The 18,709-nt window shown below is 67.9% G+C and carries 20 protein-coding genes; 6 read left to right on the top strand and 14 right to left on the bottom strand.

The window, feature by feature from the left end; translation table 11 throughout:
- Positions 1-5 precede the first annotated feature (5 nt).
- Positions 6-1,931, top strand: a complete 1,926-nt coding sequence (locus tag ACW17Y_RS02025; protein WP_492037118.1) for an ATP-binding protein — start codon at positions 6-8, stop codon at positions 1,929-1,931.
- Here ACW17Y_RS02025 and ACW17Y_RS02020 read toward each other — a convergent pair.
- Together ACW17Y_RS02020 and ACW17Y_RS02015 are read right to left on the bottom strand one after the other, a co-directional pair.
- Positions 1,874-2,335 carry a very short patch repair endonuclease gene (locus tag ACW17Y_RS02020; RefSeq protein ID WP_492037117.1) on the bottom strand — a complete coding sequence of 154 codons (462 nt, stop codon included), beginning with the start codon at positions 2,333-2,335 and terminating at the stop codon, positions 1,874-1,876. The two genes, ACW17Y_RS02025 and ACW17Y_RS02020, sit on opposite strands and share 58 nt — an antisense overlap.
- A gap of 13 nt (positions 2,336-2,348) precedes the next feature.
- Entirely contained in the window at positions 2,349-2,834 is a 486-nt protein-coding gene (locus tag ACW17Y_RS02015; RefSeq protein ID WP_492037116.1) for a peroxiredoxin, read from the bottom strand.
- Positions 2,835-2,969: 135 nt separating this feature from the next.
- On the opposite strand from ACW17Y_RS02015, the gene ACW17Y_RS02010 reads away from it, so the two are divergent.
- Positions 2,970-3,539 (top strand): YqgE/AlgH family protein, encoded by a 570-nt coding sequence (locus ACW17Y_RS02010; protein ID WP_492037115.1) that lies wholly within the window; start codon positions 2,970-2,972, stop codon positions 3,537-3,539.
- Here ACW17Y_RS02010 and ACW17Y_RS02005 read toward each other — a convergent pair.
- From ACW17Y_RS02005 to coxB, 11 genes are all read right to left on the bottom strand, one after another.
- The gene (locus ACW17Y_RS02005) at positions 3,536-5,182 is read right to left on the bottom strand and encodes a putative bifunctional diguanylate cyclase/phosphodiesterase (protein ID WP_492038228.1); all 1,647 of its coding nucleotides are present in this window, start codon (positions 5,180-5,182) and stop codon (positions 3,536-3,538) included. The two genes, ACW17Y_RS02010 and ACW17Y_RS02005, sit on opposite strands and share 4 nt — an antisense overlap.
- Positions 5,183-5,219: 37 nt before the next feature.
- Complete coding sequence (locus ACW17Y_RS02000; RefSeq protein WP_492037114.1) at positions 5,220-5,807, bottom strand: GNAT family N-acetyltransferase; 588 nt, start codon at positions 5,805-5,807, stop codon at positions 5,220-5,222.
- Between the two features lie 169 nt (positions 5,808-5,976).
- Complete coding sequence (locus ACW17Y_RS01995) at positions 5,977-7,188, bottom strand: M16 family metallopeptidase (protein ID WP_492037113.1); 1,212 nt, start codon at positions 7,186-7,188, stop codon at positions 5,977-5,979.
- Positions 7,189-7,238: 50 nt separating this feature from the next.
- Entirely contained in the window at positions 7,239-7,931 is a 693-nt protein-coding gene (locus tag ACW17Y_RS01990) for an SURF1 family protein (protein ID WP_492037112.1), read from the bottom strand.
- Positions 7,932-7,938: 7 nt separating this feature from the next.
- Complete coding sequence (locus ACW17Y_RS01985) at positions 7,939-8,334, bottom strand: DUF983 domain-containing protein (protein ID WP_492037111.1); 396 nt, start codon at positions 8,332-8,334, stop codon at positions 7,939-7,941.
- An 8-nt stretch (positions 8,335-8,342) separates the two neighbouring features.
- Entirely contained in the window at positions 8,343-9,215 is an 873-nt protein-coding gene (locus ACW17Y_RS01980; RefSeq protein WP_492037110.1) for a cytochrome c oxidase subunit 3, read from the bottom strand.
- 59 nt (positions 9,216-9,274) lie between these two features.
- Complete coding sequence (locus tag ACW17Y_RS01975) at positions 9,275-9,853, bottom strand: cytochrome c oxidase assembly protein (RefSeq protein WP_492037109.1); 579 nt, start codon at positions 9,851-9,853, stop codon at positions 9,275-9,277.
- A complete protein-coding gene (locus tag ACW17Y_RS01970; RefSeq protein WP_492037108.1) occupies positions 9,853-10,059 on the bottom strand; it encodes a hypothetical protein in 207 nt (68 codons plus the stop codon). Before ACW17Y_RS01970 ends, ACW17Y_RS01975 begins: the two co-directional genes overlap by 1 nt.
- 4 nt (positions 10,060-10,063) lie before the next feature.
- Positions 10,064-11,026: a heme o synthase gene (gene cyoE / locus ACW17Y_RS01965; protein ID WP_492037107.1), complete on the bottom strand. Its 963-nt coding sequence runs from the start codon at positions 11,024-11,026 to the stop codon at positions 10,064-10,066.
- A 65-nt stretch (positions 11,027-11,091) separates the two neighbouring features.
- A complete protein-coding gene (gene ctaD, locus ACW17Y_RS01960; RefSeq protein ID WP_492037106.1) occupies positions 11,092-12,771 on the bottom strand; it encodes a cytochrome c oxidase subunit I in 1,680 nt (559 codons plus the stop codon).
- A gap of 19 nt (positions 12,772-12,790) precedes the next feature.
- The gene (coxB, locus tag ACW17Y_RS01955; RefSeq protein WP_492037105.1) at positions 12,791-13,807 is read right to left on the bottom strand and encodes a cytochrome c oxidase subunit II; all 1,017 of its coding nucleotides are present in this window, start codon (positions 13,805-13,807) and stop codon (positions 12,791-12,793) included.
- A 265-nt stretch (positions 13,808-14,072) separates the two neighbouring features.
- Between coxB and ACW17Y_RS01950 the strand changes: the two genes are divergently transcribed.
- The 4 genes from ACW17Y_RS01950 to tldD all read left to right on the top strand — a co-directional run bounded on the left by ACW17Y_RS01950 (position 14,073) and on the right by tldD (position 17,499).
- Positions 14,073-14,435: a PadR family transcriptional regulator gene (locus ACW17Y_RS01950; protein ID WP_492037104.1), complete on the top strand. Its 363-nt coding sequence runs from the start codon at positions 14,073-14,075 to the stop codon at positions 14,433-14,435.
- Entirely contained in the window at positions 14,432-15,022 is a 591-nt protein-coding gene (locus ACW17Y_RS01945; RefSeq protein ID WP_492037103.1) for a DUF1700 domain-containing protein, read from the top strand. The genes ACW17Y_RS01950 and ACW17Y_RS01945 overlap by 4 nt, the downstream gene beginning before the upstream one ends.
- Positions 15,019-15,888 carry a GIN domain-containing protein gene (locus tag ACW17Y_RS01940; protein WP_492037102.1) on the top strand — a complete coding sequence of 290 codons (870 nt, stop codon included), beginning with the start codon at positions 15,019-15,021 and terminating at the stop codon, positions 15,886-15,888. The genes ACW17Y_RS01945 and ACW17Y_RS01940 overlap by 4 nt, the downstream gene beginning before the upstream one ends.
- A 180-nt stretch (positions 15,889-16,068) precedes the next feature.
- Positions 16,069-17,499: a metalloprotease TldD gene (gene tldD / locus ACW17Y_RS01935; protein ID WP_492037101.1), complete on the top strand. Its 1,431-nt coding sequence runs from the start codon at positions 16,069-16,071 to the stop codon at positions 17,497-17,499.
- Between the two features lie 164 nt (positions 17,500-17,663).
- On the opposite strand, the gene ACW17Y_RS01930 is transcribed toward tldD, so the two are convergent.
- The gene (locus ACW17Y_RS01930) at positions 17,664-18,626 is read right to left on the bottom strand and encodes a TraB/GumN family protein (RefSeq protein WP_492037100.1); all 963 of its coding nucleotides are present in this window, start codon (positions 18,624-18,626) and stop codon (positions 17,664-17,666) included.
- Positions 18,627-18,709 lie beyond the last annotated feature (83 nt).

The raw sequence follows: 18,709 nt of genomic DNA, 5'->3' as shown, positions 1-18,709 counted from the left end.
GCGTAATGTCGGAGGCTGATACGAACGCGGCGCCGACCTGGGCGACAGCGATACGCCGCCGCCGCAAGGCCCTGCTGCAACGCCTCGCCATGGGCGTGGCCACCGCCATGGTCTTCAGCCCCCTGTTCGGCTGGCCTTTCACGAGCCTCTGGATCGGCGCCTATTTCATGGTCCAGCTGCTGGACCTGATCGTCTTCGGCCCCATCAACAGCGGCAAGGTCGAGCGGATGGGACCCGTCCGGTCCGCCGCCGGCGTGGCCATGTTGTTCCTCAACGCCGCCGCCTTCGGCAGCCTGTCGATCCCGCTGTGGCTGACCGGTGGTCCCATGGGCGGGGTCTGCGCCGCCGTCCTGGCCGCCTCAGGCGCCATCTACGGCGTAATCAACTCGCCGCGTTCCAAGCAGGTGCTGGCGATTACCGTCACGCCGCACTTCCTCTACATGCTGGCCACACCCTTCTGGATGGCCTGGTACGGCGCGCCGACCCATTTCGTAACCGCCGCCGCCGTCTCCTTCGTCGTGTTCGGCGTTTATTGCATCTCGACCTGGGAGCGGATGAACAAGGCCGCCGACGCCGAAGTCGCGGCCCGGCTGGACGCCGATCACCGCCGCGTCGAGGCCGAGCGGATCATGGCCAGCCGGTCCGTCTTCCTGGCCACGGTCGGCCACGACCTGCGCACTCCCATCAGCGCCATCCTGACCGGCGCCGCCGAGCTGGAGCGTGGCGCGACCGACGGCGCGGCCCGCGCCCAGGCCGCCCTGATCACCGATGCCGGGATCATGATGAAGGCCCTGCTCGACGATCTGCTGGACCATGCCAAGCTCGACGCCGGCCGGATGACGGTCGACAGCGTCGACTTCAACCTGCGCGGCCTGATCGCCCAGACCCTGATGTTCTGGCAGGGCGAGGCTCGCGCCAAGGGCCTGACCCTCCGCGTCGAAGGCGCCGCCAGCATTCCGCACGCGGTCAAGGGCGATCCGATGCGCCTGCGCCAGGTGCTCAACAACCTCGTCTCCAATGCGATGAAGTTCACGACCGAGGGCTCCGTCACCCTGCGCCTGTCGGCCTGGTTCGAGGAGCCGTCGCACTACGCCATCCTGATCGAGGTGGCCGACACCGGCCCCGGCATGACGAACCAGCAGCTGACCCGGCTGTTCACCCCGTTCGACCAGACCGCCGAGGGCGTCAGCGCCCGTCACGGCGGCACGGGTCTGGGCCTCAGCATCAGCCGCGACCTCGCCGAGCTCATGGGGGGGCGTCTGACCGCCCGCAGCCGCCCGGGCGAGGGCGCCGCCTTCACCCTGTCGTTGCTGATGCCGGTCGGGGAGACCGTTATCGTTGCGCCCAGGGGCTTCAACGAAGAGAGCCGCGGCGACATCGTCCGCAGCCTGGCTCCTCGCGCGCCCCGCTCAGCGATGCCCATGCCCGCACAGGTCGTGGAAGCCCCGCCTCCAGTCATCGAGCCCGAGGGCGAGGTCGCCGCCGTCGAGGGCAGCAACGACGTCGAAGAGGACGCCGACCGCCCCCTGCGCGTCCTCGTCGTCGACGATCACGACATCAACCGCCGCGCGGTGGAGCTGATCCTGACTCCGCTGGGCTGCGACATCGCGACCGCCGCCGACGGTCTTCTGGCCCTGGCCCAGTGCGAGGCCTCGGCCTTCGACGTCATCTTCATGGACGTGCGGATGCCGGAGCTGGACGGCCGCGAAACGACCCGCAGGCTGCGCGCGGGCGGCGGACCGAACGCCACGATCCCCGTGATTGCCGTCACCGCCGATACTTCGCCAGACGACATCGCCGCCTGCATGGCCGCCGGCATGACCTATTTCGTGTCCAAGCCCCTGACCCCGGCGGCCCTGCTCGGCGCCCTCAGTCACGTGCTGGCCGGCGAGGCCTCCGAAGCCGAAGACGCCGAGACCGCGGCCGCCTGACCAGTCACCCCGGCGACCAGTTTCGCTGCTGCGTCGGCCGCCTTCAGATCGCACTCCCAGACCGTGATCACGCGCCAGCTTTCGTTGGTCAGTCTGGCGCCGACCTCGCGATCTCTGGCGACATTTCTCGCCAGTTTGGCGGTCCAGTAGTCGGCATTGGCCTTGGGTTTTCGCGACCCCCGCGCGCAGTCGTGCCCATGCCAGAAGCAGCCATGGACAAAGACGACCGTCCGCCGCCCCTGCATCACGATATCCGGCTTGCCGGGCAGGCCTTGCCCGCCCAGCCGATAGCCGATCCCGGCGGCGCGCAGCATCCTGCGCACCGCGATCTCGGGCGAGGTGTCGCGCCCCTTCACCCGACGCATGACGGCGCTGCGCTTCTCCGGGGAGAAGACATCCGTCACGCGCCGTCAGCCCTTAAAGCTGAGCGAGCAGGTGTTCCGCCGACGACACCTTGAACTCGCCGCCCTGTTCGATGTTCAGCTGGGTGACCACGCCGTCCGTGACCAGCATCGAATAACGCTGCGAGCGTTCGCCCAGGCCGAAACCCTTGCCGTCCAGGACGAGGCCGACGGTGCGGGTGAAGTCGCCGTTGCCGTCAGCCAGCATGACAACGTCATCCGGCGTAAGGCTCTGGCTCTCGGCCCAGGCGTTCATCACGAAGGCGTCGTTGACCGACAGACAGGCGATCACGTCCACGCCCCGGGCGGCCAGTTCGGCCTTGTTGTCGACATAGCCGGGCAGGTGGCGCGCCGAGCAGGTCGGGGTGAAGGCGCCGGGCACCGCGAACAGGGCGACGGTCTTGCCCTTGAAGAACTCGTCGGTCTGGACGGGTTTCGGGCCCTCCGGCGTGCCCTGCGACAGGGTGGCCGAGGGAATGCGGTCGCCGATCTGGATCGTCATGGAAGGCTCCGGGAGGTCTTTGAATGAGGCGCGTGCGCCGACTTCGGTCAGATAGGCGCACCGCTGGCCCTCGCCAAGCGCGAACGTGATCCGCGCCGCCTTGCGAAACGGCGCCGTCGCACCGATCATCCAGTCATGGACGAATTCCAATCCCTCGCGGGCCGGCTTCTGGTGGCCATGCCCGGCATCGGCGACCCCCGTTTCGAGCATGCCGTCATCCTGGTCTGCGCCCACGGGCCGGACCACGCGATGGGCGTGCGCGTCGACCGCCCGGCCCCCGGGATCGACCTCAAGGCCGTCCTGACCACGCTGTCGGTCAATGCCCCCGACGCCTCCGAAGGTCGCCCCGTGATGGTCGGCGGCCCCGTAGAGAAGGAGCGCGGCTTCGTGCTGCACACCGACGACTGGATGATCGACGACACCTCCACGCGGTTCGGCACGGGCCTGGCCCTGACCGGCACGCGCGAGGCTCTGGCGGCCATGACCGACCCCCTGACCGGCCCGCGCCGCTCGACCTTGCTGCTGGGCTATGCCGGCTGGGGCGACGGCCAACTGGAGGAGGAGCTGGGCGAGAACGTCTGGCTCACCGCCGACGCCGATCTTGATCTGCTGTTCGACACGGACTTCGACACCAAATGGGCCCGCGCGCTGGCGGGCCTCGGCGTCGACGCCGCCATGCTGTCGGGGCAGTCGGGAAGGGCTTAAGCCGACCGGGCCTTCAGCGGCGCTACGCCGTCGGACAGGCTCTCGTTCAGATAGACCTCGGCCTCCTGCGCCGGCAGGGCGGGCGCATAGCCGAAGCCCTGTCCGTAGTGGCAGCTGGCGTCGAGCAGCAGGGCCGCCAGTCCGGCGTTCTCCACCCCCTCGGCGACGACCTCCAGATTCAGATCGCGACCCAGGTTGACGACCGACTTGACGATCTTCGCCGAGCCCTCGTCCTTGTCCATGGTCAGCACGAAATAGCGGTCGATCTTCAGCGTATCGAAGGGCAGGCGCGCCAGGTACGACAACGACGAGAAGCCCGTGCCGAAATCGTCCAGCGCCAGCGACGCCCCGACGTCCTTGAGCTTCTGCAGGATCACGGCGGCGGACGCCGTGTCGCGCATGATGTCGCCCTCGGTGACCTCCAGCTTCAGCGCGCCCCTTGGCAGGCCGGTTTCCTGGATCACCCGCGCGACGTCCTCGATCAGGTTCGGCCGTTCGATCTCGCCGACCGACAGGTTGACGCTGCAGAACAACTTCCCTGCCGCGGGATGGCGACGCAGCCACTCCGCCAACTGACGCGCCGACTGGGTCATCATCATCAGGCCCAGATCGTTCATCAGGCCCATCTCGTCGGTCAGGCCCAGGAACTCGTCCGGCGGCACCAGTCCGCGCTTGGGGTGACGCCAGCGGGCCAGGGCCTCGAACCCGGCAACGGCGCCGGTGTTCAGGTTCACGATCGGCTGGAAGAAGGGTTCGATCTCGCCGCGCACGAAGGCGTTCCTCAGATCGGCCTCGAGCGCGAGACGGCTGAGCGAGTCGCTCTCCATCGCCCGGCCATAGGCGGCGGCCCCGCCGCGCCCGGCCTTCTTGGCTGCGCCGACGGCCAGTTCGACGCGGCGCAGAAGCTCGGCAGCATCGGGCGCGTCGGGCCCGCCCTCGAAGGTCACAGAGCCGATGGAAACAGTCGGGTAGATGTCGAAGCCTGCGACGCGCAGAGGCTGCTCCAGCGCGTCCCTGAGCCGATCGGCGGCATTGCCCACCCCGCGCGGCACCAGGACGGCGAACTCGTCCTCGCCGATGCGTGCGGGGTTGGCGTCGAATGAGAAGGCGGCGGCCATGCGCGAGCCGAGCGCCGAGATCACCATATCGGTGCGCTCGTGGCCCAGGGCCTCGTTGAGGCGGCGCAGACGGTCGATATCGGCGACGACCATGTCGTATTCGCCGGGTGCGGTCAGGGTCTCGGCGGCGCGGCCGAGGAAGCTCTTGCGGTCCAGAAGGCCGGTCAGCTGGTCCTTGTCGGACCCCGCGATCTTGGTCTCCAGCGCCACCATACCGGCGGCGCGCAGCCCGTCCTCGAGCCAGACGCCGCGCCACAGGCAGGTCTCGGCCCCGCGCATGCGCAGGCGCACGACGACTTCGGTCCCCTCGGCGGCGGGTTTCAGGATGCGTTCAGCCAGGGAACGGTCCTGCGGCAGGGCCAGGGCGATGAAAGCGGCGCTCGAACATTCCGGCGCCAGAGGCCCCAGACCCAGCGACCGGGTCGCCCCGGTGAATCGAATCTGATCCTCGGAAGGCGTCCATATCCACAGGGCGGAATCTGCGGCGGCCAGCGCCTCGATGGCCGTGGTCGCGTCCCAGGTCATGGTGCGGGGTCGCGGGGTCACGGGTGCAGGCGTTCCTTCAGGACACAGCGACGTCGTCCGCCACGAGGCCGAACAGAACATGATCTGCCCATGCGCCGTTAATTTTAAGATAAGCCCGCGCCTCGCCTTCCTTCACGAACCCGGCTTTTTCCAGCACTCGCCGTGATCCGAGGTTGGTCGGGAGGCACGACGCTTCCAGCCTGTGCAGGCGTGCGGAGCGGAAGGCGAACCCCGTCATGGCCTTTACGGCGGCGGTCGCGACGCCGCGTCCCGCGAACGGCTGACCGACCCAGTAGCCGAGCGTCCCGGTCTCCGCGACGCCGCGCCGCACGTTCGACAGGGTGATGGCGCCCATCAGGGACCGTCCCTGCGCGTCGAAAATGAAGAACGGCCAGGCGTGACCCAGCTCCATCTCACGCGCATAGACCCCCAGTCTGCGCCGATAGGCCGCCCGGGTCAGGTCGTCGTCGGGCCAGGACGGCTCCCACGGCTGCAGATAGTCCCGCGAATGGTCCCGGAGATCGGCCCAGGCCGAATAGTCGCCCGTGCGCGGCGGTCGCAGCAGCACGCCGGCCCCCTCGACCACGGGACCGGTCGCATCCGTCATCCAGTCCAGCAGGGCCATGGGAAGAGAGATAGCGCGAGCAGACGCTGGAAGGCGAGATCAAATCCTCCCGCGTCGGGGGAGGAGGACCGCGAAGCGGTGGAGGGGGCTTGCCGCACATGCCGGAGTCCGGGGCTGACCCCTCCGTCACTGCGCTGCGCTCCGTGCCACCTCCCCCAACGGGGGAGGATTACTGAGAGACTCTTTCCGCGAACGCCCTGCCCGCCGGCGCTGCCGCCTTCGGCCCCAGCACAGCCGTCGCCGCCTTTCGGGACGACAGGATCCGCTCGCCGACCGCCTTCAGGTCCGCCGCCGTGGCCGCCTCCATCCGTGCGACCGTATCATCCGACGGAATGGGCGCGCCGAACATCAGGGTCTGGGCGGCATTGCGACCCGCGCGGCTGGCCGGGCTCTCGTCCGACATCCACAGTCCGCCCTTCAACACCGCCTTGGCGCGCGAAAGTTCAGCCTCGGTCGGCCCCTTAAGTGTCAGATCACGGATCTCGTCGGCGCAGACCTGGGCCAGTTCGACCGCCCGGTCCGCGGCCGCGCCCGCATAGATCCCCAGCACCCCGCCGTCGTCATAGGGCTCCTGATAGGCGTCGATGGCGTAGGCCAGCCCCCGCTCCTCCCGCGCGCTCTGGAACAGTCGCGACGCCATGCCGCCGCCGAGGATTTCGGTGAACAACCGCAATGCCGGGATCGCCGGATCGCCCGCCGCCAGCGACGGCAGCTGCAACACCAGATTGGCCTGCTCGATCTTGCGCGTCAGGGCCGCAGTCCCGCCAACGAAACTCGCAGGCTCCGGCGCATCGGCCGGCTTCGCCACCGCATCGCCGAACCAGCGCTCGGCCAGGGCCAGCAGTTCGGCCTCGTCGACTGCGCCGGACACCGCCACCACCATCCGGTCGGGCGAATAGAGCCGCGCGCGCCAGTCGCCCACCATGACCCGGTCCGCCGGCTTGAGGCTGGCGATCGAGCCGAGGATCGGCCGCCCCAGCGGCTGACCGGCGAAGGCTTTTGTCTGGGCCATTTCGAAGACGTGGTCGTCGGGGGTGTCGAAGGCCTCGGCAATCTCCTGGGCCACCACGTCCTTCTCGCGCTCGATCTCGGCGGCGTCGAGCGTGGGGCGGAACACCAGGTCCGATACGATCTGCATCGCCAGCCCCAGCGACCCGTCCAGCGCCCGGATCTCGAAACTGGTCCGTTCGTAGCCGGTCGCGGCGTTGATCGAGCCGCCCTCGGCCTCGATCCGCTCGACGATATCGCGCGCGCCCATGTCGCCCGCGCCCTTGAAGACCAGATGTTCGAGAAGGTGGGACCACCCCGAGCGCGCTTCGGTTTCCCATCTCGCACCGCCCTTGACCGCCACGGTCAGGGCCAGGGTCCGGAGGCCCGGCATGGGGTCGCAGACGACGCGGACGCCGTTGGAGAGGGTGTGCAGGGAAGCGGTCAGGAGGGGGTCTTTCTACGACGCAGGAGCACGGCCACATAGAAACCCACGAGGGCCAGCGCCAGTCCGTACCAGGTCAGGGCGTAGCCGAGGTGGTTGTTCGAGAAGGCCGCCGGCGGGGCCGAGGCGACCAGCGCCCCGATCTCCGGATTGGGCGAGGTCAGGGCGAACAGGGTGAACTCCGACGGAGTCGTGGCGCCCAGTTGCGCGGCGATCGCGGCGTTATCCCGCCCGTAGAAGCGGCCGTTCTCCGGCGCGGGGGTCATGCCGCCGGGAGGCGGCGATCGTCGCAACTCGGCCGCCATGGCCAGTGGAAGCGTCGAATCCAGCACGCGGGGCCGCGCAGAAATGCTGTCGGCCAGGAAACCGCGATCAACGAGGAAGGTCTCGCCCATCCCCTCGGGTACGCAGGCGGAGATCAGCCGGCTGCCCGGCTGGCCGTCATGGATCGACTGGAGCTCGACGAACGGAGCCGTCGGCAGGCCGCGACATACGACCAGGGCCTTTCTGAACTCCGGATCGGCGGCCGTCAGCACCTCGGTCAGCGGCGCGGGCGGCAGTTGAGCGGCCACTTCGGCCTGGGCGATCAGGCCTTCCTTCCAGGCCATCCGCTGCATCTGCCAGGTCCCGAGGCCGCACAGGACCATCACGCAGGCCGCGACGAACAGGGTCAGGAGAATCGGGAAACGCATCTTCGGCTCAGTCATCGGTGCGGGCCTGTCCGGCACGGTTGCGCATCTGCAGGGCGATCATGAAGCCCTTGCCCGGCCGCATCAGTCCCAGCGACAGGCCGACGACCAGCGGCAGGGCGACGATCAGCATGGCCCAGATCGGCGGATTGCAGGCGACCTGCACGAACAGCGCCCCGAACACCACCAGTCCCCCGGCGATCTGCATGATGAAGATCGCCGCCCCGTCGCCGGTGTTCAGCCGGGTGAAATCGAAGCCGCAGACGTCGCAGCGCTCAACCACCTTGAGGAAACCCTCGAACAGCCTGCCCTTGCCGCAGTTCGGGCAGCGGCAAAGCAAACCGGCGCGGATCGAGTTGATCCGCGCCGGCGCAAGAGTGTCAGGTTGGGGAGGACCGCTGTCCAACGCCGTCCTTAGCCGAACGTCACATAGACGAAGGCGAACAGGAACAGCCAGACCACGTCCACGAAGTGCCAGTACCAGGCGGCGGCCTCGAAGCCGAAATGCTTCTGCGGGGTCATCTGGCCGGCCAGCAGGCGCAACAGGCAGACGGCCAGGAAGATGGTGCCCAGCAGGACGTGGAAGCCGTGGAAGCCCGTCGCCATGAAGAAGATCGAACCGTACAGGCCCGAGTTGGCGGCTTCCTCGTTGAAGAACAGGTTCTCGTGGAGAATGTGCTGGTATTCATAGACCTGAACCGCCGTGAACAGCACGCCCAGCGCCACGGTGATGATCAGGCCCATCTGGGCGCCCTTGCGGTCGCCGACCTGCAGCGCGTGGTGAGCCCAGGTCACGGTCGTGCCCGACAGCAGCAGGATGACGGTGTTCAGCAGCGGCAGCTGCCAGGGGTCCAGGACCTCGATGCCCTTCGGCGGCCAGGTCGACCAGGCGGCGGCGGTGTCAGCCCAGTTGGAGACTTCCGGAATATGGGCGCGGGCTTCGTTGAAGACTGCCATCTCGAAGAACATCCAGAAGAAGGCGGCGAAGAACATCACTTCCGAGGCGATGAACAGCACCATGCCGTAGCGCAGACCGATCGAGACGACAGGGGTGTGATCGCCGCGACGGCTTTCCTTGATGACGTCCGACCACCAGCCGAAGGCCGAATACAGCACGCCCGCGAGGCCAGCGAAGAACAGCCACGACGTGCCTTCTTCAAGCCCGAAGACACCCTTCATCCACGCAACGGCGCCGACCATCATCACGGTAGTGGCGATGGAGGCGACCAGCGGATAGGGGCTGGGATCGACCAGGTGATAGTCGTGATGCGGAGCGGCGTGGGCCATGCGTCGTGTCTCTGAATCGGCGAGAGAAGAGAAGATTGAACGGGCTATAGCGTCGGTGTTCAGCCCGCGCCAGTGCCCCCGCGGGCGGCATTCTGATTTGACGCCCCGTCGTCGTCCGCCACGGGGTAGAATGTGTAGCTCAGGGTGATCTCGTTGACCCCCTCGACCTCGCGGTCATCGACCATCTCGGGCGCGATGAAATACTGCATCGGGAACTGCCGGGTCTCGCCCGCCGCGATCGTCTGGTCGTCGAAGCAGAAGCATTCCAGTTTCTGGAAATAGGCGCCGGTCTGCTCGGGCACGACGTTGTAGCTGGCGCGCGCCAGGATCGGCTTGTCCGAGGTGTTGGTCACGTCGAAATAGGCGATGCCCGTCTCGCCGATCTTGACCCGCTGGGTGACCTGCTCGGCCTTGAACACCATCGGCAGGCCCCGAACATTGGTGTCGAAGCGGATGACCACTTCCCGGTCCAGGGTCTCGGTCGGGGCCTTGTCGGCCTTCATCGTCGTGCCGTTGAAGCCGGTGACCTGGCAGAACATCCGGTACAGCGGCACGGCCGCGAACGCCGCGCCGGTCATGGTGACCACGACGCCCGCGCACAGCAGGGCGATGAACTTCGCGGACCGGGGCGCGGCCATCAGTTGGAGGCTTCCGCCATTGGTGCAGGCTGGGCCGGAGCCGTCGCCATGGCGCGATCCTGGGCCGTGCGGGCCGTCAGGTTCGCCTGCATCCGCAGGAAGGTCGTGGTGAAGATCAGAACGATGAAGGCCACCAGTCCCAGGGCGATCCACAGGCTGCGCTTGTTGCGGGCGGCGAGTTGTTCAGGCGTCAGATAGACGGGCATGGGCTCAGGTTCCGGGAACGACGAAGCTCTCGACCAGAAGGGCCGCGAACAGCGCCATGAGATACAGGATCGAGAAGGCGAACAGGTTCCGCGCGGGTTTGGCCTCGGCGCGGACATCATACAATGCGGCCTCGCGTCCCACCGCCTCGGCCTTGTCGGGCTCATCCCCCGCCCGCGAACGCCAAAGCCGCGCGGCCAGGGCCAGGAAGCCCATCCCCCCGACGATCGAGACGACCTGGTAGATCATGCCGCCCATGCCGACGAAGCCCGGCGCGACGGCGACCGGCACGAAGATCAGGCTGTAGATCAGGATCTGCAGCCGGGTCGATTTCGCGCCCCTGGCCACCGGCATCATCGGGATGCCCGCCTTGGCGTAGTCGCCGGCCGAATACAGGGCCAGGGCCCAGCTGTGCGGCGGGGTCCACAGGAAGATGATCGCGAACAGCAGCCAGGCCTGCCACGGCGCGGAGCCGGTGGCCGCGGCCCAGCCGATGACGGGCGGGAAGGCGCCCGCCGCCCCGCCGATGACGATGTTCTGGGGCGTCCGGCGCTTCAGCATCATCGTGTAGAAGACGGCGTAATAGACGATGGTCATGGCCAGAAGCCCGGCCGCGAACCAGTTCGTGTTCATGCCCAGCAGCATGACCGAGAAGACCGACAGGACGATCCCGAACGTAATGGCGTCGTTCCGCTTCAGGCGACCCGCCGCGACCGGCCGGCCCCGCGTGCGCCGCATCAGGGCGTCGGTCTCGCCCTCGATGGCCATGTTCAGAGCGCCGGCAGCGCCCGCACCGATGGCGATGCACAGGATGGCGATCGCGGCGACCAGCGGATTGATCGACCCCGGCGCGACGACCAGTCCCGTCGCGGCGGTGAACACCACCAGCGACATGACGCGCGGCTTCAGCAGCTGGAAGAAGTCTTCCGGCTGGGTGGTCGACGGGACGTTGATCTCGGCTTGGGTCATCAAATGAGAGGGGCCGCCTCCCGGGGTCGGAAGGCGGCCCTCATCCTAACACGGACAGGAAAGGCTTAGTGGCTGTCGTCCTTGACCACCGGCAGTTCGTTGAACTGGTGGTGGGGCGGGGGCGAAGACAGGGTCCACTCCAGGGTCGTGGCGCCTTCACCCCAGGGGTTGGCGACGCCCGGACGACGACGGATGGCGGCTTCCAGCAGCATGACCAGGAAGACCAGCACGCCGACGACCGTGATCGCATAGCCGAACGAGGAGACCTGGTTCCACAGGGTATAGGCTTCCGGATAGTCGATGTAGCGGCGCGGCATGCCCTGCAGACCCAGGAAGTGCTGCGGGAAGAACACGATGTTCACGCCGACGAACATGATCCAGAAATGGGTCGCGCCGAGGAACTCGTTGTACTTCACGCCGAACATCTTCTCGAACCAGTAGTAGAAGCCGGCGAAGATCGCGAACACGGCGCCCAGCGACAGCACGTAGTGGAAGTGGGCCACCACATAATAGGTGTCGTGCAGGCTGTAATCGATGCCGGCGTTCGACAGGACCACGCCGGTCACGCCGCCGACGGTGAACAGGAAGATGAAGCCGATGGCCCACAGCATGGGGGTCTTGAAGCTGATCGAACCGCCCCACATCGTGGCGATCCACGAGAAGATCTTCACACCCGTCGGCACCGCGATGATCATGGTCGCGGCGATGAAATAGGCGCGCAGGTTCACGCTCATGCCGACCGTGTACATGTGGTGCGCCCACACGATGAAGCCGACGAAGCCGATGGCGACCATGGCGTAGGCCATGGCGAGGTAGCCGAAGACAGGCTTCTTCGAGAAGGTCGAGACGATGTGCGAGATGATGCCGAAGCCTGGCAGGATCAGGATGTACACCTCGGGGTGACCGAAGAACCAGAACAGGTGCTGGAACATGACCGGGTCGCCGCCGCCGGCGGGATCGAAGAAGGAGGTGCCGAAGTTGCGGTCCGTCAGCAGCATGGTGATGGCGCCGGCCAGGACGGGCAGCGACAGCAGCAGCAGGAAGGCGGTGATCAGCACCGACCAGGCGAACAGCGGCATCCGGTGCAGGGTCATGCCCGGCGCGCGCATGTTGAAGATGGTGGTGATGAAGTTGATCGCGCCCAGGATCGACGAGGCGCCCGCGACGTGCAGCGAGAAGATCGCCAGGTCCATGGCCGGGCCGGTGTGGCCGACAGTGGAGAGCGGCGGATAGATGGTCCAGCCGCCGCCGAAGCCCTTGCCCGGGCCGCCGTCGACGAACATCGACATGCACAGCAGCACCCAGGCCGCGACCAGCAGCCAGAAGGAGATGTTGTTCATGCGCGGGAAGGCCATGTCCGGCGCGCCGATCATGATCGGAACGAACCAGTTGCCGAAGCCGCCGATCATGGCGGGCATGACCATGAAGAAGATCATGATCAGGGCGTGGGCCGTGACGGTGACGTTGTAGCCGTGCTTCGAGGCTTCAACGATGCCCAGTTGCTGGATCAGGCCGCCTTCGACGAAATACTGGATGCCCGGAGCAGCCAGTTCCAGACGAATCAGGCCGGACAGGAAGCCGCCCACGATGCCCGCCATGATGGCGAACAGCAGGTACAGGGTGCCGATGTCCTTGTGGTTCGTGGACAGGAACCAGCGGGTGAAGAAGCCCGGCTTGTGGTCGTGCTCGGCGTGGGCGTCGTGGCCCGGCGTTGCGTGAGTGTCGGCGGTGATGTCGGTGGCCATGTCGGTCTCTGGCTCGCGGTTACTGGGCGGCCGGGGCCGCGGCGGCGGAAGCCGTCGCGGCGGGAGCGGTTCCGGCGGCGGGAGCCGTCGGCGTGGTTGCAGTCTGGGCGGTCGGGATCGCGGCCGGAGCCGCAGCATCGGTCGCCGTGGTCGCGCCGGTCGTGCCGGCCGCGACCTGGGCGGCGGTGCCGCCCGGAGCTTCGGCGGCCGTGGCCGGGGTCATGGAGCCGCCCTTGGAGGCGACCCATGCGGCGAACTCCGCCTCGGTCACGACATTGATCTGGATCGGCATGAAGGCGTGGTCGACGCCGCACAGTTCCGAGCACTGGCCGTAGAAGACGCCCGTGCGCTCGGCGCGGAACCAGGTCTCGTTGACCCGACCCGGGACGGCGTCGGTCTTCAGACCGAAGGCCGGCAGGGCGAAGGCGTGGATCACGTCGGCGGCCGTCACCAGAACGCGGACGGTCTTGCCGACCGGCACCACGATCGGCTCATCGGCGGCCAGGCGATACGGGACGTTCTGCGCGCGGGCCTCGTCTTCCGGCAGCATGGCCGAAATGTACTCGGCGATGCCCTGGTCCGGGTACTCATAGGCCCAGTTCCACTGGTTGCCGGTCGCCTTCACCGTCAGGTCCGGCGTCGGCATGTCGTGGTAGGCGAACAGCAGGCGGAACGAGAACAGCGAAATCCCGACCAGGATCATGACGGGCAGGACCGTCCAGATGATCTCGATCAGGGTGTTGTGGCTCCACTTGGCCGGCACCGGATTGGACTTGGCGTTGTAGCGGACCGCGATCCAGATGATCAGGCCCAGCACCAGCACGCAGATCGCGGTGATGATCGGCATCAGGATCGCATCGTGGAAGATGTGCGCCTCGTGCTTCAGCGGCGAGGCGGCCGGCTGCAGGCCGATTCCGCCCGGCGTCGGCTGGCCCATCAGGTCCTGCGCCCACGTCGGCGTGGCGAAGAAGACGGCGAGCGATGCGGAGGCCAGAACGCCACCGGCTTTGCTCAGGGCGGAGGTGCCCAGTCCCATGCGAGAAATCCTCATCAAAGTCATCTGCATCAAATATTTGCGAGTGGATCGCAAACACTTGGCCGGGCTCTCGGGAGACGCGGCGTTTCAGCGCCGGTCCATATCGCTCCGGTTCGCGGTTGCCAAGCGATTGGGCGTCGCAGGCGCGATTTCATGGCGCCGCAGTGTCGGAGCGGAGTCTTAAATCGCTGTCATGTTTGAACAGCTACCTTGCGCCGCAAGATACCTTGCGATAGCCTCCGGAAATCAAAGGAGGTGTTCGGACATGCCCGAAACCATAGAGATTCAGTTGAAGAAGGGGGTGTTGGGGCTGTGTGTCCTGGCGCTCCTGGCTCGCGCCGACAGCTACGCCTACGAGATCGCCAGCCGCCTGTCGGATGCGATCGACATGGGCGAAGGCACCATCTACCCGCTCATGCGCCGCATGCAGACCGACGGGCTGGTGGAGACCTATCTGGTCGAATCATCGTCGGGGCCGTCGCGCAAATACTATCGGCTCAGCCCGGCCGGCCGCGATGCGCTGGCCGCCCAGTCCGCCGAATGGACCCATTTCACCCGCGCCGTGGACGCCATCGTCGCAAACGATGCGCCCGTCGCCGCTGTCACCGAGCCTGGAGAGCCCGCATGACCCGCTCCGAATTCCTCAGTCGCCTGAGACAGGGCCTCGTCGGCCTGCCGATGTCCGTGGCCGCCGACATCGTCGCCGACTACGAGACCCACTTCGCCGACGGCGCCGCCGCCGGTCGGTCCGAAGCTGAAGTGGCGACCGCCCTCGGGGATCCGACCCGTCTGGCGCGTGAACTGCGGGCCGAGGCCGGCGCCCAGCGCTGGCATCAGGAGAAGAACCCCTCCGCCGCCGCCGCCGCCGTTTTCGCGGTGCTGGGCCTGGGCGCCATAGACATCCTGATCCTTCTGCCCATCCTGATGGGCGTGATCGGGGCCCTGTTCGGTGTCGGCATCGCCGTCATCGCCGTCTTCGTCACCGGCGGCGGCATCATGGTAGGCGGTCCGTTCATGGACATCCCGGGCGGCGCCGTCGCCGCGATCCTGGCGGGCCTCGGCCTGATGGCCGGCGCCACCTCCGCCGGCGCCCTCCTGGCCGTTGTCACCATCGGCCTGGTCAACGCCCTGGTCTGGTTCGCCCGCCTTCACTACCGCCTGCTCAAGCCCGCGCTTGATCCTCAATCCAACTCTGTCGTGGGAGATCCCGCATGATCCGGACCCTTCTCATCATCGCCGCCGCCGGGCTCGTCCTGGCCACGGCTTCCATCGGCGGCGCCTTTGCACTGGGGGGCCGCGACATGGCCCGCCACGGCTGGGAGTGGACCTTCCGCGATCGGGACGGCGACACCGTCTCCTTCGAGCGCGACGACGGCACACGCGGCCCGGATGTCACCCGGACCCTGGAATGGACCGGCGGCCAGACCCTGACCGTCGATCTGTCCGCCGACGTCGAATACGTCCAGGGCGATACGCCGGGCGTCACCGTCACCGGTCCGGCCCAACTGGTCGAGAGGGTGCGACTGGTCGACGGCCGCCTGACCTGGGCGGAAACAGACGGGACCAACCACGAGACGGTCGTCTTCGGCCGGAACGAGCACGGTCGGGGCATCTGGGTCCATTCTGAAGAGGTGAAGATCGTCGTCACTGCGCCGAACATCAGCACCTTCAACGTCGAGGGTTCGGCCGGCGTCCTGCTGCGCGACTATGACCAGGACACTCTCTCGGTAGACATCTCGGGCTCAGGCGAGGTTTCGGCGACGGGCCGCACCCGGGCTCTGGAAGTCGACATCTCCGGCTCCGGCGACGCCGACCTGGGCACGCTCACGACCACTGACGCCAACGTCGCCATCGCAGGCTCGGGAGACGCCGTCGTCGCCCCGACGGGCCGGGCTGACATCTCCATCGCCGGTTCCGGCGACGTGGTGCTGAATACGCGGCCGGCGACGGTCAACCAGCAGGTCTCGGGCTCCGGCGAGGTGGACTTCGCCACGGTCTCCACCACGATCACGACCACGCGTGAAATCGGGCGTGCGGAAGGCGTGTCGGTCAGCACCTCGAGGGAAGTGACAACACCCTGAGCGATGCTCACGCTGTAAATCCTTCCCCATTTGGGGGAGGTGGCGCGAAGCGAAGCTTTGCGACGGAGGGGGCTTACATCAGACCCGGTGTCTGAAGCTCGCCCCCTCCCCCACTTCGTGGCCCCCCTCCCCCGTTGGGGGAGGATTGGCGTCCGGGGCCCCAGCGCCTACCTATGTCCCATGACCGTCCACATCCCCCCGCCGCCCCTGCTCGAAACCTCGGGCGTCGATCCCGACGAAGCCCTGTCGATCCTCAAGGGCGGGCTGCACGGCGCCGACGACGGCGAACTGTTCCTCGAACGCTCCGAATCCGAATCGCTCGTCTTCGACGACGGTCGCCTGAAGTCCGCCGCCTATGACGCCACCGAGGGCTTCGGGCTTCGCGTCGTCGCCGGCGAGACCGCCGGCTACGCCCACGCCAACGAAATCAGCTCGGCCGCTCTGCGCCGCGCCGCCGATTCCGCTGCGCTGGCCAAGTCCGGCCATGCGGGCGTCACCGCCGAGGGCCCCCGCGCCACCAACCAGAAGCTCTATGATGCGGTCGACCCCCTCGCCTCGCCCGCCTTCTCCGACAAGATCGCCCTGCTGCAGGAGATCGACGCCTGGGCCCGCGCCCGCGATCCCCGGGTGGTCCAGGTCTCGGCCTCCATCGTCGGCGAACGCCGCGCCATCGAGATCCTGCGCGCCGACGCCCTGACCGTCCGCGATGTGCGCCCGCTGGTCCGGCTCAACGTCTCCATCACGGTGGAGAAGGACGGCCGTCGCGAGACCATGTCCTCGGGCGCGGGCGGCCGCGCCGGTTTCGAAGCCTGGATCGCCCCGGAGCGCTGGCAGGCCCAGGTGGACGAGGCCCTGCGCGGCGCCCTGGTCAACCTCGAGGCCGTCGACTGCCCGGCCGGAGAGATGGACGTGGTCCTCGCCGCCGGCTGGCCGGGCGTCCTGCTGCACGAGGCCATCGGGCATGGCTTCGAGGGCGACTTCCACAGGAAGGGCTCGTCGGTCTTCACCGGCATGATGGGCAAACGGGTCGCCGCCCCCGGCGTCACCATCGTCGACGACGGCTCCATCGCCGGCCGTCGCGGTTCGCTCAGCGTCGATGACGAAGGCACCCCGACCTCGCGCACAGTCCTGATCGAGGATGGCATCATGGTCGGTCTCATGAACGACCGTCTGTCAGCGCGTCAGCTGGGCCAGCGCGCCACCGGCAACGGCCGGCGCCAGTCCTTCGCCCACCAGCCCATGCCGCGCATGACCAACACCTTCATGGAGGGCGGCTCGGCCAAACAGGCCGAAATGATCGCCTCGACCAAACGCGGCCTCTACGCCGCGAACTTCGGCGGCGGCCAGGTCGACATCACCAATGGCAAGTTCGTCTTCCAGTGCACCGAGGCCTATCTGATCGAGGACGGCAGGATCACCGCCCCGGTCCGAGGCGCGACCCTGATCGGCGACGGCGCCACAGCCCTGACCAATGTCTCGATGATCGGCGACGACTTCGCCTTCGACCCCGGCGTCGGCGTCTGCGGCAAGGCGGGCCAGGGCGTCCCGGTCGGCATCGGCCAGCCCTCGCTCAAGATCGGCGGCCTGACAGTGGGCGGCACGGCGGTCTGACGACCGGAACTGACGCAGCCGCCTGCTAGCCATCACCTCCCGGTCTTTGACATCGTCGCCGTCACCCGCCTTCGCGGCTGGACTCCCTCGACGGCGAGTCCAGGGAGTCCAGCCTCCTGGGTCAGGCCAGGCCTGAAGATCTGGACTCGCTGGACTCCCTGGACTCAGTTTCCGGAGTCCAGCGCCGCCTTCCAGTCCGGCCCCCGCACGTCCAGCCCCTCGGCCTCCAACTGGTCCAGAACCCCGCCGGGTTCGGCCAGGATGCGCAGGCTGGCGACACCCATGGTCACGCCCGGCTGAGCCAGGGCCTCCTGCGTCGCCGCCCGCCATTGCTCGCGCACCATCGGCGCGATCTCTGGATCGCCGAAGGGCCAGCACTGGTCGTAGGCGAGGTCCAGCCCGGTCGCGAGCACCTCCGGCACCCTCAGCGACCGCCAGGCCTCCAGACGCGCCTGTGCGCCCGCAGGGCCTTCCTCGGCCGCCGTCACCGCCGCGGCGACACAGTTCACATACTGGCTCGGCGGATCGGAGATCAGCCCTTCGACCAGTTCGTCGCCGCGCACCGTGCCGATGGGCTCGCCCGGCACCCGGGCCTCTCGCGCCGCCTTCTTCACCGCGTCCACGGCGCCCGAAGTCCGACGCTCGCGCCCGGCCATCTCCATCAGGTCAAAGCTGAGGGCGACAAAGCTCTTGGTCCGCCAGGCGTCGCCCTCGCCCGCCATCAGGACCTCAAGCCGCGCCTGCAGGTCGGGCGCCAGATAGTCGGCGCTGGTCGTACCCTCGGGCAGGCGGGCGATCGTCCGGATGCGCCACATCAGGCGGAAGACATCGGTCAGGGAGGCCTCGCCCACGGTCGGATAGAGAATGCGCTGCGACCTCCGGGTCGCCTCCTCCAGCGCCTCGGGCCGCCAGACGAAGTCCCGCGGCACACCGCCGATGCCGCCGACCAGAATGACGGTCGAATCGCCCCGCTCCACCGTCCACATCGGCGCTCCGGCCCGCCGGGCGGTGACGACGATGTCCTCGACGCGATCTTCGTCCTGCACGGAGACGGCATCCTGAGCGAAGCCGGGTGTGGCTCCCGCAAGGGTCGCGACCAGCGCCAGTCCCGTCAGCCACGTTCTCATGCTCGAATCCCTCGCCCTGTGTCGGACTGGACCATCGGCAGCGGTTGTGGCTCAACCGTGGCCGTGACGACGGAACCACGCCG

This window comes from Brevundimonas sp. AVps7 (assembly GCF_058681545.1).
The sequence above is the reverse complement of the archived record's forward strand: the minus strand, read 5'-3'. Positions and strand labels throughout refer to the sequence as shown.

Excerpts from the sequence above, each read along its gene's own strand:
- ACW17Y_RS02025 (WP_492037118.1), top strand. The coding sequence starts at position 6 with ATGTCGGAGGCTGATACGAACGCGGCGCCGACCTGGGCGACAGCGATA.
- ACW17Y_RS02015 (WP_492037116.1), bottom strand. The coding sequence starts at position 2,834 with ATGACGATCCAGATCGGCGACCGCATTCCCTCGGCCACCCTGTCGCAG.
- ACW17Y_RS02010 (WP_492037115.1), top strand. The coding sequence starts at position 2,970 with ATGGACGAATTCCAATCCCTCGCGGGCCGGCTTCTGGTGGCCATGCCC.
- ACW17Y_RS02005 (WP_492038228.1), bottom strand. The coding sequence starts at position 5,182 with ATGACCTGGGACGCGACCACGGCCATCGAGGCGCTGGCCGCCGCAGAT.
- ACW17Y_RS02000 (WP_492037114.1), bottom strand. The coding sequence starts at position 5,807 with ATGGCCCTGCTGGACTGGATGACGGATGCGACCGGTCCCGTGGTCGAG.
- ACW17Y_RS01995 (WP_492037113.1), bottom strand. The coding sequence starts at position 7,188 with ATGCCGGGCCTCCGGACCCTGGCCCTGACCGTGGCGGTCAAGGGCGGT.
- ACW17Y_RS01990 (WP_492037112.1), bottom strand. The coding sequence starts at position 7,931 with ATGCGTTTCCCGATTCTCCTGACCCTGTTCGTCGCGGCCTGCGTGATG.
- ACW17Y_RS01980 (WP_492037110.1), bottom strand. The coding sequence starts at position 9,215 with ATGGCCCACGCCGCTCCGCATCACGACTATCACCTGGTCGATCCCAGC.
- ACW17Y_RS01975 (WP_492037109.1), bottom strand. The coding sequence starts at position 9,853 with ATGGCCGCGCCCCGGTCCGCGAAGTTCATCGCCCTGCTGTGCGCGGGC.
- ACW17Y_RS01970 (WP_492037108.1), bottom strand. The coding sequence starts at position 10,059 with ATGCCCGTCTATCTGACGCCTGAACAACTCGCCGCCCGCAACAAGCGC.
- cyoE (WP_492037107.1), bottom strand. The coding sequence starts at position 11,026 with ATGACCCAAGCCGAGATCAACGTCCCGTCGACCACCCAGCCGGAAGAC.
- ctaD (WP_492037106.1), bottom strand. The coding sequence starts at position 12,771 with ATGGCCACCGACATCACCGCCGACACTCACGCAACGCCGGGCCACGAC.
- coxB (WP_492037105.1), bottom strand. The coding sequence starts at position 13,807 with ATGGGACTGGGCACCTCCGCCCTGAGCAAAGCCGGTGGCGTTCTGGCC.
- ACW17Y_RS01950 (WP_492037104.1), top strand. The coding sequence starts at position 14,073 with ATGCCCGAAACCATAGAGATTCAGTTGAAGAAGGGGGTGTTGGGGCTG.
- ACW17Y_RS01945 (WP_492037103.1), top strand. The coding sequence starts at position 14,432 with ATGACCCGCTCCGAATTCCTCAGTCGCCTGAGACAGGGCCTCGTCGGC.
- ACW17Y_RS01940 (WP_492037102.1), top strand. The coding sequence starts at position 15,019 with ATGATCCGGACCCTTCTCATCATCGCCGCCGCCGGGCTCGTCCTGGCC.
- tldD (WP_492037101.1), top strand. The coding sequence starts at position 16,069 with ATGACCGTCCACATCCCCCCGCCGCCCCTGCTCGAAACCTCGGGCGTC.
- ACW17Y_RS01930 (WP_492037100.1), bottom strand. The coding sequence starts at position 18,626 with ATGAGAACGTGGCTGACGGGACTGGCGCTGGTCGCGACCCTTGCGGGA.